Source organism: Corynebacterium tuberculostearicum (assembly GCF_032821615.1).
GTDB classification, from domain to species: domain Bacteria; phylum Actinomycetota; class Actinomycetes; order Mycobacteriales; family Mycobacteriaceae; genus Corynebacterium; species Corynebacterium tuberculostearicum_H.
The window spans coordinates 1-13924 of record NZ_JAVBIF010000027.1; the positions used below are offsets into that span (position 1 = coordinate 1).

The 13924-nt window shown below is 61.2% G+C and carries 13 protein-coding genes; 6 read left to right on the forward strand and 7 right to left on the reverse strand.

Features of this window, described 5'->3' with window-relative positions; translation table 11 throughout:
* Positions 1-158: 158 nt before the first annotated feature.
* Together RAE09_RS11285 and betT are read right to left on the reverse strand one after the other, a co-directional pair.
* A complete protein-coding gene (locus RAE09_RS11285; protein ID WP_316981721.1) occupies positions 159-1736 on the reverse strand; it encodes an aldehyde dehydrogenase family protein in 1578 nt (525 codons plus the stop codon).
* 45 nt (positions 1737-1781) lie between these two features.
* Positions 1782-4031, reverse strand: a complete 2250-nt coding sequence (gene betT / locus RAE09_RS11290; protein ID WP_316981722.1) for a choline BCCT transporter BetT — start codon at positions 4029-4031, stop codon at positions 1782-1784.
* Positions 4032-4364: 333 nt separating this feature from the next.
* On the opposite strand from betT, the gene betA reads away from it, so the two are divergent.
* From betA to RAE09_RS11315, 5 genes are all read left to right on the forward strand, one after another.
* Positions 4365-6140, forward strand: a complete 1776-nt coding sequence (betA, locus tag RAE09_RS11295; RefSeq protein WP_316981723.1) for a choline dehydrogenase — start codon at positions 4365-4367, stop codon at positions 6138-6140.
* A gap of 184 nt (positions 6141-6324) precedes the next feature.
* Positions 6325-6453: a chemotaxis protein gene (locus tag RAE09_RS11300; RefSeq protein ID WP_316981724.1), complete on the forward strand. Its 129-nt coding sequence runs from the start codon at positions 6325-6327 to the stop codon at positions 6451-6453.
* 254 nt (positions 6454-6707) lie between these two features.
* A complete protein-coding gene (locus tag RAE09_RS11960; protein WP_394372010.1) occupies positions 6708-6926 on the forward strand; it encodes a hypothetical protein in 219 nt (72 codons plus the stop codon).
* A gap of 105 nt (positions 6927-7031) precedes the next feature.
* Complete coding sequence (cmtR, locus tag RAE09_RS11310) at positions 7032-7391, forward strand: Cd(II)/Pb(II)-sensing metalloregulatory transcriptional regulator CmtR (RefSeq protein ID WP_316981725.1); 360 nt, start codon at positions 7032-7034, stop codon at positions 7389-7391.
* Positions 7388-9280: a heavy metal translocating P-type ATPase gene (locus tag RAE09_RS11315; protein ID WP_316981726.1), complete on the forward strand. Its 1893-nt coding sequence runs from the start codon at positions 7388-7390 to the stop codon at positions 9278-9280. Before cmtR ends, RAE09_RS11315 begins: the two co-directional genes overlap by 4 nt.
* A 68-nt stretch (positions 9281-9348) precedes the next feature.
* Here RAE09_RS11315 and RAE09_RS11320 read toward each other — a convergent pair whose 3' ends face one another.
* On the reverse strand, positions 9349-9537 hold the full coding sequence (locus RAE09_RS11320) for a hypothetical protein (RefSeq protein WP_316981727.1): 189 nt from the start codon (positions 9535-9537) through the stop codon (positions 9349-9351).
* 652 nt (positions 9538-10189) lie between these two features.
* Positions 10190-10915, reverse strand: a complete 726-nt coding sequence (locus RAE09_RS11325; RefSeq protein WP_316981728.1) for a TIGR02391 family protein — start codon at positions 10913-10915, stop codon at positions 10190-10192.
* A 113-nt stretch (positions 10916-11028) separates the two neighbouring features.
* On the opposite strand from RAE09_RS11325, the gene RAE09_RS11330 reads away from it, so the two are divergent.
* On the forward strand, positions 11029-11379 hold the full coding sequence (locus RAE09_RS11330) for a VOC family protein (protein WP_034656146.1): 351 nt from the start codon (positions 11029-11031) through the stop codon (positions 11377-11379).
* Between the two features lie 91 nt (positions 11380-11470).
* Here the strand turns inward: RAE09_RS11330 and RAE09_RS11335 are convergent, their stop codons facing one another.
* The 3 genes from RAE09_RS11335 to RAE09_RS11345 form a co-directional block, all read right to left on the reverse strand.
* The gene (locus RAE09_RS11335) at positions 11471-11725 is read right to left on the reverse strand and encodes a HepT-like ribonuclease domain-containing protein (RefSeq protein ID WP_083298937.1); all 255 of its coding nucleotides are present in this window, start codon (positions 11723-11725) and stop codon (positions 11471-11473) included.
* Positions 11646-11864, reverse strand: a complete 219-nt coding sequence (locus RAE09_RS11340) for a nucleotidyltransferase family protein (protein ID WP_255712281.1) — start codon at positions 11862-11864, stop codon at positions 11646-11648. The genes RAE09_RS11335 and RAE09_RS11340 overlap by 80 nt, the downstream gene beginning before the upstream one ends.
* A gap of 385 nt (positions 11865-12249) precedes the next feature.
* Positions 12250-13731, reverse strand: coding sequence for an ApeA N-terminal domain 1-containing protein (locus tag RAE09_RS11345; RefSeq protein WP_316981729.1), 1482 nt, complete (start codon positions 13729-13731; stop codon positions 12250-12252).
* Between the last annotated feature and the right edge of the window lie 193 nt (positions 13732-13924).

Below are 13924 nucleotides of genomic sequence, written 5' to 3' on the forward strand. Positions count from 1 at the left end.
TCAAATAGTTCAACCAACTGCTCCCGCTGATGCTCACTCACCAAACTTCGAGCTCTCAATGAAAACTACTCCCCACTAATCGGAAACTGATTTCTCAGTCCAACTAATGGGGAGCAGTTCAAAGAGCGCGGGGGCTGATTGCTATGTGGCCGACTTAATTACTGCAGGCCGAACTGATCCCAAGCGGCAGGGGAGAGGTTCTGGTACACGTGCTTGTGCTCCTGGTACTCGGCCAAGCCGGTGGGGCCAAGCTCGCGGCCGTTGCCGGACTGCTTGTAGCCGCCCCACTCTGCCTGTGGCAGGTACGGGTGGAAGTCGTTGATCCAGATGGTGCCGTGGCGCAGCGCGCGGGCAACGCGCTCGGCGCGGCCGGCGTCGGAAGTGTAGACGGCGCCGGCAAGGCCGTACTCGGTGTCGTTGGCGATGGCGATGGCCTCCTCCTCGGTGGTGAAGGTCTCGATGGTCACGGTCGGGCCGAAGGCCTCGTCGTGGACGCAATCCATCTCGCGGGTAGCGCCATCGATGATGGTCGGCAGGTAGTAGACGCCGGCGCCCAGGTCGGTGGTGCCGGTGCCGTGCTGGCCGTTGGTGTCCTCGCTGGTGGCTGCGCGGCCACCGGTGAGGATCTTGGCGCCCTGCTCGCGTGCCTTGTCTACGTAGGCGGCGACCTTTTCGCGGTGCTCGGCAGAGATGAGCGGGCCGGTCTCGGCCTTGTCATCGGTCGGGCCGCCGATCTTGATCTTATTGGCGCGCTCTACCAGGGCGTCGACGAACTTATCGTGCAGGGACTCTTCCACGACGATGCGGGAGCCTGCGGAGCAGACCTGGCCGGAGTGGAAGAAGGCGCCATTGAGGGCGTTGTCCACGGCGACGTCGAAGTCAGCATCGGCGAAGATGACGTTCGGGTTCTTGCCACCGAGCTCGAGCGCGGTGCGCTTGACGGTCTCAGCCGCGTTCTTGGCGATGATCTTGCCGGTGACCAGGCCACCGGTGAAGGAAACCATGTCCACGTCCGGGTGCTGGGACAGCGGGTTGCCGCAGTTAGCGCCAGCGCCGGTGATGAGGTTGCCCACGCCGTCCGGCAGGCCGCATTCCTTGAGGGCGGCCATGAGCAGCATGGCGGTGTGCGGGGTGAGCTCCGCCTGCTTGAGGACGAAGGTATTGCCGGCGGCTAGGGCTGGGCCAACCTTCCAGGAGACCTGCAGCAGCGGGTAGTTCCACGGGGTAATCAGGCCGCAGACACCGACGGGCTCGGCGTCGATGCGGGAGCGCAGGTTGGGATCCTGCGCGTCCACCACGCGACCGGCCTGGTGCTGGGCCAGGGTGCCGAAGAACTCGAAGGCATTGGCGATGTCATCCATATCGCCCAAAGATTCCTCGTAGCGCTTGCCGGTATCGGCGGACTCGGCCTGAGCGAAAAGCTCCTTGTGCTCACGGATGAAATCGGCAACGCGGATAACCAGCTTGCCGCGCTCGGCGGACGGGGTATTGGCCCACTCGCCGTTATCGAAGGTTTCACGGGCAACCTTGATGGCGCGTTCGGTGTCCTCGTCGGATGCCTCGGAGACTAGACCGACGGTGGAACCATCGGCCGGGCAGATGATGGTGCGGGTTTCGCCGCTCTGGGCGGCTTCCCACTTACCGTTGATGAACAGGGACTTCGGGGCGCCATCGGCATGCACGCCCTTCAGCAGCTCGGTCTGGGTGGGGTCGAACAAAGTGTTCTGGGTGCTCAAGTGAAAAGCAACCTTTCTCTCATAGAGGTAGTTGTAGTGGCCAGCTTAGCTATCTTCGCGCCAGGTGCGCTCGGGCTCGGCGCCATCGGAGACATCGGAGTCGCCCGGCTGGGTCTGCTGCATGTAGAGGAAAGCCAAGTGGCGCTCATAAAGATCCAGCACGTTATTGATGATCTGGTTCTCGGAATAGCCGTAGACGTCATAGCCCAGCGAACCGGTCATATCGTAGACCTCGAGGCGGTAGTACTCGTCGCCTTCGCCCGTGCTGAAGTCGGGGCGCTCGGCCGCGACCGGGAAGAGCTGGTAGCGGAACATGCGCTCGTTGTGCAGCTTTACTTCGAGGTCGAGCTGCGGAAGTTCGACGTCGGGAAGCTCGCTGGTGAGCAAGAGGGCATCGTAGCCGCGGGTGCGCATGTGCGTTGCTACCTGCTCGAGGGCGTAAGTGGCGGTTTCGCGCAGGTAGGTATCCATCTCCTGCTTGGAGGGGAAGGTATTGGCGCGGTCGAGGCGGTTCTTCCACAGATTGGAATCCGAAGGCTCGCGCTCGGTACGGGAGGAAATCACACCATGTATAGCGGTAGTGCGGGCCTCGCGCTGCACGTTTTCCAGGCGCAGGGACTTCCACAGGGAGAACATGATGAGGTAGACCACGAAGGCAAAGGGCAGGCCCATCACGACGGTCGCGGACTGCACGGTGGCGATGCCATCGATCTGTAGCAATGCTAGGGTCAGCGCACCTACGGTTACGGACCAGAAGATGCGCAGCCAGCGTGCGCCATCCTGGCGGTTATCGGTGATGCGAGAGGTGAAGTTGGACATCACCAGCGCGCCGGAGTCGGCCGAGGTGATATAGAGCAGTAGGCCAATAAAGGTGGTCAGGAAGATGACGATGCCAGAGCCTGGGAACTCGTGCAGCATGTCGTAGAAGCCCTGTTCTGGCACGTTAATAGCGTTCTCGGCGAATTCGGGGTAGTCACCGGAGCGGACCATGTCCAAGGCAGTGTTACCAAAGAAGGACATCCACATCAGGATGAACAGGAATGGGAAGGTCAGGGTGCCGAAGATGAACTGGCGCAGGGTGCGGCCGCGGGAGATGCGGGCCAGGAAGAGGCCGACGAAGGTCGCCCAGGCGATCCACCATGCCCAGAAGAAGAGGGTCCAGGACTGCATCCAGGTATCCACGTTGGCCTGGTCATCGGCAAAGGCGAAGGTTTCCATGGTCCAGGACGGGAACTTTGCAACGTAGTCACCGATATTGGTCACGATGGCATCGAAGAGGTAGGCGGTCTTGCCAAAGACCACGACGTAGACCATTAGCGCGATGGCCAGGTAGACGTTGAGCTCGGAGAGGAAGCGGATGCCCTTATCGACGCCGGATACGGCCGACAACGTTGCAATGGCCACGGCGATGATAATGAGGGCGGACTGCAGTCCAAGGCCCTGCTCGATGCCGAAGATGAGGTGGAAGCCATAGGACAGCTGCACCACGCCGATGCCCAGGGAGGCGGTCACACCGAAGACGGTGCCCAGCATGGCCGCGATGTCCACCGCGGAGCCGATAGGGCCGTGCACGCGCTTGCCGATGAGCGGGTAGAGCGCGGAGCGGATAGCCAGCGGCATGTTCAGGCGGTAGGCAAAGTAGCCAAAGGCCATGCCCATAAGTGCATAAAGCGCCCAGCCGGTGAGGCCATAGTGGAACATGGCATAGACCACGGCTTCCTTGGCGGCCTCCATGGTTTCGCCGTCACCGACCGGTGGCTGCATGTACATGGTGACCGGCTCGGCCACGGCGAAGAACATGAGGTCCACGCCGATGCCAGCGGCAAAGAGCATGGACGCCCAGGAGAAGGTATTAAATTTCGGCCGCGAGTGGTCCGGTCCTAGGCGGATATTGCCGGCATTGGAAAAGGCAATATAGAGCACGAAGACCACGGCGATGGTGGCGGTGAGAACGTAGAACCAGCCGAGGTTGTGGCCGATCCAGCCGGTCACGCTGGCGAGGGTTTCTGCTGCGGAATCGCGGCCGAGCCCGGCATAGAGCGCCATGGCAATAATGAGGACGCCAGAGATGATAAATACCGGCCAGTTTGTCTTGGGAGCAGGAACCTGATCCGCGCCTACGGCATCGCCGGTTTCGGCCTTGTAGCTGCCGACGAGGGCGCGGACTTGGTAGCGCGGGCTGCGCTTCTTGGGCTCTCCAGAGGGGGTTGCGAGAGAGGTGTTTTTACCCCCTTCTTGGGGGTCTTTATGTGAAGTGTGAGACTCCTCAGGATCGTGAGGGTCAAAGTTAGCCATCTACTTCTCCTATTGCTGGTTGTTTTGGGCCGAATCTTTCGCACGAGTGCCCCAAAATGCTCACAAGATCGCAGGGAGAGATAGGTGAGTGAAATGAATCATATTCGGGCGAACTATGCGCAAAGACTGCGGATTTCATCTCCAGAGAAATCCATCCGGACAAGGTAAATATACATTAAGATGGGCAAACTTCTAGCGGGATGTGTACTCTGGAGGCGGTGCCCGCACATAAGGCGATGTGAATAATTACAGACTTTTGTATAAATTACAATATTTTCACTTCCGGTGGGGCAATCTTGACGTGTGAAATATTTCACAGAAAGAAGGGGATTTATGGGTTTTATGGACAAGCTGACCAAGAAGCGTTCCGCTAAAAAGGTCACCGATGAAGTAAGCGACGTAGTCGTCGTTGGCGGTGGCTCCGCAGGCTCCGTCATCGCCGCACGCCTGACCGAAGACAAGAACACCCGCGTGCTGGTCCTTGAGGCTGGCCGCCCAGATTCCCTGTGGGATCTGTTCATTCACATGCCATCCGGCTTCTCTTTCCCAATCGGCGCAAAGAACTATGACTGGATGTATGAGTCCGATCCAGAGCCAGAGATGAACGGCCGCCGTGTCTACCATGCTCGCGGCAAGGTCCTTGGCGGATCTTCCTCCATCAACGGCATGATCTACCAGCGCGGTAACCCGATGGACTACGAGAAGTGGGGCCAGAACCCGGGCATGGAGAACTGGGACTTCGCCCACTGCCTGCCGTACTTCAACCGCATGGAAACCGCCGCTGCGGCTGAGCCGAATGACCCGCGCCGTGGCCACGATGGCCCGCTGTACCTCTCCCGTGGCCCGGCTACCTCCGAGCTCTTCCAGGCCCTGTTCAAGTCCGTGCAGGAGGCCGGCTACAACCTGACCAATGACGTCAACGGTTACCGCCAGGAGGGCTTCGCTCCGTTCGACCGCAATATTAAGAACGGCAAGCGTTGGTCCGCTGCCCGCGCTTACCTGTACCCCAACATGGATCGCGAGAACCTCGAGATCCGTACCCGCGCGTTCACCACCAAGATCCTCTTCGAGGGCCAGAAGGCCGTCGGCGTTGAGTATGAGTGGCAGGGTGGCGTCCACCGCGTTTACGCCGAGAAGATCGTCCTGTCCGCCGGTGCCATTAACACCCCGCAGCTGCTGGAGATCTCAGGCATTGGTGACCGTGAGATTCTGGAGAAGCACGGCATCGACGTCGTCAAGCACCTGCCTGGTGTGGGCGAGAACCTGCAGGACCACCTCGAGGTCTACATCCAGTATGAGACCACCAAGTCCACCGCGTCCTCCCAGCCTTACCTGGATAAGTGGCGCTGGCCGTTCATGGGCCTGCAGTGGCTGCTGACCCACAAGGGCCCGGTTGCTACCTCCCACTTTGAAGGCGGCGGCTTCGTGCGCTCCAATGACAATGAGGACTACCCGAACCTCATGTTCCACTTCCTGCCGATGGCTGTGCGTTATGACGGCCAGAAGGCGGACGTCAAGCATGGCTTCCAGTGGCACGTTGGCCCGATGTTCTCCGATACCAAGGGCCACGTTCACATCAAGAGCGCCGATATCCACGACAAGCCGTCCATCCTCTTCAACTACCTGAAGACCGACCAGGACCGCCGCGAGTGGGTTGAGGCCGTACGCGTTGCTCGCTCCCTGCTGGATACCAAGGCCATGGAAGAAGTCGGCGCCCGCGAGTTCAGCCCGGGCTCGGATGTCCAGACCGACGAGGAGATCCTGGAGTGGGTCCGCAACGATGGCGAGACCGCGCTGCACCCATCCTGCACCGCCAAGATGGGCGCGGAGTCTGACCCAATGGCCGTGGTTAACCCGGACACCATGGGTGTGTGGGGCGTCGAAGGCCTCTACATTGCGGATGCCTCCGTCTTCCCGTCTGTGACCAACGGCAATATCTACGCCCCAACCATGATGGTGGGCGAGAAGGCCGCTGACCTCATCGCCGGCCGTACCCCGCTCGAGCCAAACCACGCCGAGTGGTACAAGGCTAAGCAGGATATGCCGCTCTACGCTGAGGGCGAAGCAGTCCGCGATCACAAGCACTCCATCCAGGGCGCTGACCACTAAGCAGCCTCCCGCTGGATTGCTCTAGCGCCGCGTTTCCCATCCTTGGGGCGCGGCGCTTTTGCTTGCCGACGTCCCCCCTTGGCCTCACCGTTGCTCCCTATCCGCTGGGCCAGAACCATGGTTTAATCGGCGGGCAAGGAAGCGGCCCCGCTGGATTGAAATGACAGAGTAAAGGAGGACATTGATGCTCAGCATTATCGCTTTAGTCATTAGTATCGTTTTCGCCGTATCCGTTCTGAGAAAGCTCGACGACATCGATACGCATCTAAAGGAGCTGCTCGCCTCGCGCGAAGATGGCGAAACAGCGCGTTAATTGTGCGGGTGGCTAAGGAGACGGTGAACAAATTTCGAATTAACCAACTGCAAAAGGCCCATACCGACCGTGAAATGGAATTTTCCTGCGATGTAGCTTGAAGGGCTATGGCTTCGTAGACCAAAGTGGTTTCCAAGCAGTAGTTCCAGTACTTCGTACGCGGGGTAGCCAACACTGCCGACTTCAAGGAAGTATCATTCCCGGATACCAGCGAAAAGAGTTAGTCATTTGGCTATTAGAAAGCTTCGCTACGTGTGGTTCGACTCGTACGCAATGTCCGTGAGTGTCTAGCCCTTGATGGAGAACCTGGTGTCAGTGTCGCTGGCCGCACCTACGCCGCCGTCATGTCCGCCGACACCCTGTTCATCACCATCCCCACAGGGGTGGGTGTGGACATCCACGTGAAGATTCTGGAGAATTTCGCCGCCCACGTCGCCCCTCGTTGGGTTGGCAGCCGAACCGTGAAGGGCTAGTCATCGGCTATCCCATCGACTAATTATTGCAGGTCGCAGGACTTTCGCGTGACTGTTAGTTCAGCCCCTTTTAAATAGTTCATCGCACACTGTATAGTTCAGCACATGCTGACTCTTGCTTCGCGCCTCGACGTCATGAACCGGCTCGGCCGGGCCATGGCTGATCCGACGCGCTCCCGAATCCTGCTAACCCTACTAGACGGTCCGAGCTACCCGGCCGTGCTCGCGCAAAGCTTGGATCTGACCCGCTCGAACGTCTCGAACCACCTGTCCTGCCTGCGCGATTGTGGCATTGTCGTAGCTGAGCCGGAGGGCCGCAAGACCCGCTACGAAATCGCCGATCCCCACCTCGCGGCAGCGCTCGAAGCGCTGGTCCACGCGACGCTGGCCGTCGACGAGAATGCCCCCTGCATCGACACTGAGTGCTCGGTGCCCGACTGCGGCGAGAAAGGAGCGGACGTATGAGTTCAGCATGTGGATGCGAACACGAACCCGCCACGGAGATCGACGAGCTCGATCGGCCATGGTGGAAGGACCCTGAGCTACTGCTGCCGATCTTCTCCGGCGTAGCCCTCATAACAGGACTGGCGCTGGACTGGTCCGACTTGGAGACGCCCGCGACGGTACTGTATTGGGTTGGGCTGCTGTTGGGCGCTTACACGTTCGCGCCTGGAGCGATCCGGAACCTTGTCACGAAGCGCAAGCTCGGCATTGGCTTGCTAATGACGATCAGCGCGGTCGGTGCGGTGATCCTCGGATTCGTCGGAGAGGCCGCGGCGCTAGCGTTCCTGTATTCGATCGCCGAGGCACTGGAAGACAAGGCGATGGACCGGGCCCAAGGCGGACTGCGGGCGCTGTTGAAGCTGGTACCGCAGACCGCGACGGTGCTGCGCGACGGCACAGCGGCCGAGGTCGAAGCGAAGGACCTCGAGGTTGGCGAGCTAATGCTCGTGCGCCCCGGGGAGCGGATCGCCACGGACGGCATCATTCGGTCCGGGCGCTCCAGCCTTGACACCTCAGCGATCACCGGAGAATCCATTCCGGAGGAGGTTGCGCCCGGCGACGAAGTGCCTGCGGGAGCGATCAACTCCGCCGGGGTGCTGGAGGTCGAGACGACCGCAGCTGGGACGGACAACTCGCTGACCACACTCGTGGACCTAGTCGAGCAAGCGCAGGCGGAAAAGGGCGACCGCGCCCGGATCGCCGACCGGATTGCCCAACCCCTAGTGCCCGGGGTGATGATCCTGGCGGTGCTGGTCGGCGTTATCGGCTCGCTGCTGGGCGACCCTGAGACGTGGATCACCCGTGCGCTGGTAGTCCTGGTCGCAGCGTCGCCGTGCGCGCTGGCAATCTCCGTGCCGCTGACGGTCGTGGCCGCGATCGGCGCGGCCAGCCAGTTCGGAGTGGTCATCAAGTCCGGCGCGGCGTTCGAGCGACTCGGCGGCATCCGTCACCTGGCAGTGGACAAAACCGGAACCCTTACCCGCAACCAGCCTGAGGTTAACGGAGTGGTCCCGGCAGGCGGATTCGATCGGCCGCAGGTGCTTTCCTTCGCGGCAGCAGTTGAGCAGCAATCGACACACCCCCTTGCTGCGGCGATCGCGGCAGCGGGGCCCGAAGCGCCCACCGCCTCGGACATCAGCGAGGAAGCTGGGCATGGCATCGGCGGCATCGTCGAAGGCCGACGGGTGCTGGTGGGCAGCCCCCGATGGATCGGCGCCGGGCCATTGAAAGAAGACGTTGAGCGCATGGAGTCCGAGGGCCAGACCTGCGTCCTGGTCACCGTTGATGACGCTCTCGCCGGGGCGATCGGGGTCCGCGACGAGTTGCGGCCCGAGGTGCCCGAAGCCGTGCAGGCCCTGCACGCCAACGACGTGGAAGTAAGCATGCTCACCGGCGACAACACTCGCACCGCCCGGGCGCTGGCTGGAATCGCCGGAATCGACGACGTGCGCGCCGAGCTGCGCCCTGAGGACAAGGCAAGCATCGTCGCCGAATTCTCCTCCAAGACGCCGACGGCGATGATCGGCGACGGCATCAATGACGCGCCGGCACTGGCGGGTGCGACGGTGGGCATAGCGATGGGAGCGACCGGCTCTGACGCCGCGATCGAGTCTGCTGACGTCGCCTTCACCGGCCACGACCTCCGGCTAATCCCGAAGGCGCTGCAGCACGCCCGCCGAGGAAGCAGGATCATCAACCAGAACATCGTGCTGTCTCTGGCCATCATCATCGTGTTGATGCCACTGGCGATCAGCGGCGTGCTGGGCCTGGCTGCCGTCGTGCTGGTTCACGAGGTCGCCGAAGTGATCGTGATCTTGAACGGCCTACGGGCTGCGCAAGCGAAGCGCTGAGGCTGCGACCGGCAAGTCTCATAAGGGTTAAACCACACGCCGAGCGGACACACCTTGGGCCAGGCACGTCATTCGAGTTCACGGTCCGTCTCCGTGGAATCGGGATCGTACTCGGTGACCTGTCCCTTCTCGGTGCGGGTGGGCACGGGGGCTGTGGGCGAGCCACCACCCGGCACGTGCCCCAGCCGGTCAAGAGCCCCGAGCGCTCCGCGTCTCCAGCGCAGATCGTGGAAGGATCGAACTTGCTCAGGGACCAAGCGTCACTGCGAGACTCTTTTTGTCCCGCAACTTGAATAGTTCAGCGGCCTTGATACCGCGGACATCCACTCGGAGTGCTGCCGAGTCTCATCGACACAGCCCGCGACTACCTGGGCAGTGTGTTTGACAAAGGACCCCACCCTCATCAGCGTTGCCGAGCTCTCGCCGTTTCAGTTGCCGTAACCGACTAGATGCAGATTCTTCACCGCGATTTCGCGGCCGCGCATGAGGTGGCGGAATAGACCGAGAGCCGAACGAAAACCAGCGCACCAGATCAGATGGTCGTGCTCACTAAAGCTATCGAAGATGGGGGGATGTCCCCGAGGTTCGGGCCGGAATCGCCGCCGAGAATCCGGCGGCGGCCGCGTCGGCGAACGAACAGACCGCGCTTCAACCTACCCCCAATAACGCGAAGCGTCATCAACGCCCAGCGTTACACGTTTAATTTGAACTCCACAGAGTGTCGGCGCAGTTTAACGTGTGCGAGATTCATTCTTGGACCCAGCCCAGTCGCTGGCGTTAACCTTGCACAAAACTACGGCGATGGTCCTGGACGGCCTTGCTGACTGAGCACCCGGCACCTCCATCACAGGCGTTCGTGCTCCCCACATCCTTCGCTCAAGCGGACTTCTATCCCGTAAACCGATGTTGTCACCCTTCCAGGACGGTAGCCTTTTCAACCCAGCGAGCCAATAGACTGAAAGCCGCGAGCTGCTCCAATGCGACTTGCTCCTCACCACCGTCGTGTGGAACATGCATCCCGGGATTGCGGATAGCCGCGTACAAGCCCTCTGCAAAGGCGCGGGCGCCCCGATGCAGGTTCTCAAACGTCTTACTGCCATCATTTTCCATAAGCCGAAGGCGCGGCACATTACGCTTCGGATCATGGAGTGAAAACGCCTCGTTGAAAAGTGCTGTTTCAGATACGTCTAGGCGGTTCAGTTTCGCTTGGGTCTCTGCATTGACGCGGATGGCAGCCTGCATCACGGCTTGATGGTAGTGCCCGTGATTCCAGTAACCCTTGCCATTTTCCCACGCCCACGGATGCAGATTGGCTGCATCTAAGTCTGGCGTGTTCTCTCCGAGCTTTTCAGCGAGTTCAGACCGACGTTCAAACGCTGTCTTGGCCCGGGCCGCTTGACCCCTCAGCCAGCTATACTCCTTGTCCTGGACCGGGCGTCCTTGTCTCCACCCGGGAAGCACTCGGTCAAGGATCATTTCAACGACATGGGCGCGTGCCGCAGCCTCAGTCGGCGATCCACTCATAACGGTTCCAAGGTAGGCGATGCCCGGGCCCATGTCGGGGACTACCTTCGCTGTGACTTGCAGGAACGCGTCTATCTCATTGATCGCCCACTCGGGGTCCAGCTCGGCCATGCCTCCATTATGACGTATGGGGCTGACATGGCCGGAGAGAACTGGTCTGATACCCCCACCAGAAACACCCCGCATTGTTGCAGGCGCGCTGACGCGCGCCCATCATGGAAACCATGAGCGATCCCAACTTCACGATCCGCCAGATCACCTTCGACTGCCACGATCCCTCAAAGCTCGCCAAGTTTTGGTCCGCCGCAACCGGCTGCGAAATCGCCGCGGATTACGGCGATTTCGTGATGGTTGATTCCACCCCGGCGCTGGGATTTCAGCGCGTTGAGGAACCGACACCTGGGAAAAACCGCATGCACGTCGACGTTGGCGGGGCGGAGCGCGAAACTTTAATAGAACGCCTCAAAGACCTAGGCGCCACCGAACTCACCACCCACGAAGCGCCGGGATTGGTGTGGACCGTCATGCAGGACCCGGAAGGCAACGAGTTCTGCGTGGGTAACCCCGGGGCCTAGCTACACGTTGAACTTGAACTCGACCACGTTCCGTAGCCGAATAACCTTTGGAGCCGCGCCGTCAGTTAGCAGAGATGTGGCACCGCAGCGCCTAGGCAAGAGGAGGCAGATGAGTATCGACGACATCGCGGACCACGTCGATGTCGACGCCGAAATACTGGTGCACCAGGATGTTGCGGAAATCCCGAATCTGAGGCCAGACGATCTCAGGGTGCGCGCCGGTGATCTCATCGGGAAGATGGTTCACGGCTTCGCCGGACTGCGACTCACAGCGGCACCGCCTCGGCGAGCGTCGAAGCGGATACCGGGTGCCTGAGCAACTGGGCAGGAAACACGTCGATGCCATCGCGCCCGAACAGAGCGCGACTCTCCTCGAGCAGACCAGACGCACGCATCAGGAGACGTCCCTCCGCAGGGTCCATCCCGACGAGGATGTCGATGTCCGATCCTGCAGACGCGGTGCCGCGCGCGACGGACCCGAACAACTTCGGGTTGGTCGCGCCGTACCGATCGATGAGCGCCTGGAACTAGTCAAGACGCGCAACGAGAATCCCGCGTAGGGCAAGCGTCTCAGGCGTCATGACGGTCTCAGACATGCTTCCGGGGGTAACGGGCCCGGCAGCACGTCGACATGGAGCTTTGACATTGAAGCGGAACTCCACCGCGTTCTTAAGGGCCGACGACATTCTCCCGTCTCACCGCCGCACCAGGCCGCACTGACGCGCTGCCACCACTTACAGCCGGTCGTCTCGCCCGCCCGCCATGACGCACTCAACGAACGAGCGATAGAGCAGGCTTACACGCGTCTCGCACTAAACGACCGGGCAGCAGCGTCACGGAGGTTCCGAAGTAGCGGCTATCGCAGTGCACCTAAGGGTTTGGTGAGGGAACCAGCCATTCGGCAGCGGTACGGAACGTAGCCCTCAGTTGCGGGTGCTCCCGCACGATCTCTCGCTGCCGCTCCGCCGGCAACCCGAGCTCGTGCAAGACGTTGAGGATTACGACCGCGGTCGTCACCTCGACGACGGCGATCAGCTCCTCGATGGAATGGTTGGGCGTTCTGCCCTCGTGCGCGAGGTCATTGCGGGCGCGCGTCGTCCACTTCGCCCAATGGTCGACATCCGGTAAGAGCTGTGCGATCGCTTCCTGATCGGGTCGCGCGGCGAGGGCATGGAGTCGATCACGGAGGGTCGGGTCGTTGCGGATCGCCCCCTTGAACCTGTTTCGGTGCTCATCGGGAACCTGCGCCAGCATCGCCTCTCGCATCGCCCTGAACTCCGCGTTGGGGAACGGTTTCTCGTCGATGCGGAGGTTGCGGTGCAACACCTCGGCAGCACCGACTGCCGTCAGAAGATTGTTCTCAACAAAACGGGCCGGTGCGTAGCGCAAGCCCAAGATCATGTTTGTCGCTGCCTCCAGGCGGCCATGGGCCTCGCACCATCGGGGCATGACCTCCTCAAATGGGATCGAGCCGCAGGTGAAGAACATTCGGTGGTGATCGACGGCTTTCGCGTCGTGTTTTCCAAGCGCGGCCGGTGAGTAGAGCACATCGGCACGTCGGCGCGGCAGCGGGCGGCCATCAGGGAAGTGCGACTCGGTCCCGGCAATTTCCAGTCGGAGCCAGATCACTCCGGCCGCGCGATGCGTCGCCAGGGAGATCAGGTCCTGCACCAGGCTCGCCTCCTGCAGAGCAACACTCAGAGAGAATGGTTCAGCTGGCACGACGCAGATGGACACCGTGTCCCGCATACGTCCGACGCTTCCTCCCTTGCGCTGGTCGAAGAATGGAAGCGTGTGCGTGTGCTGAAGGCGATACTCAGTGTCGTCGACCACGACCGATTGCGCCTCGACCGGCTTCACCGAGATACGCCCGGTCCCATCGATCTTGCCGTCGGGAGCCCCGAGGGATCCTTCGAACACAGAAGACGCCGCCCAGAGACTCAGATCCTCGACTGAGACTTCTGCCCTAGCGAACGCCGGATCCGCGTCACCGCTGACATGCGCGCCGATGATGGCGACCGTCGCGGTCACGGTCTGCTTATCAGGGCTCGCCACTCGCGCACCCATGGTCCTTCTGGTGCTCCTAGGAACACAGCCAAGCAGTGTGATCTCCCTGAGCTCGGCCACACCGTGCATGACTTCCCAGGTGCGGGTTCCTTCGTGAACAGCAGTCCATCCAGACGAGTCCGTCGTCAAGATCCGATCCTCGAAGGTGCCGATCAGCGACAGAGAGAGACCATCTTCCGGGTCGTACCGTAGGACACCCGGGACCTTCTCGCTAGGGGCTTCCGGCAGCCACCACACGCCAGCCCACTCGCCGACCTTGTCGAGGTTGAGAGGATCATTAGGCATCGTACTCCCGGTCCCGGGCTCCTTCCTGTCTTGCGGCCAGATGTCAGGTCGAAAATCTTTACTCCACCACATGCCCATTACGTTGTTGGCAGTTCCGCTTGAAGGGACTCAGGATTCGTACTCCTAGCCCCATGCTGGGGCAGGCTATGTTTATCTGCGTTCCTTCTGCCTTGTTGCAGTGGAACTAGTCGCT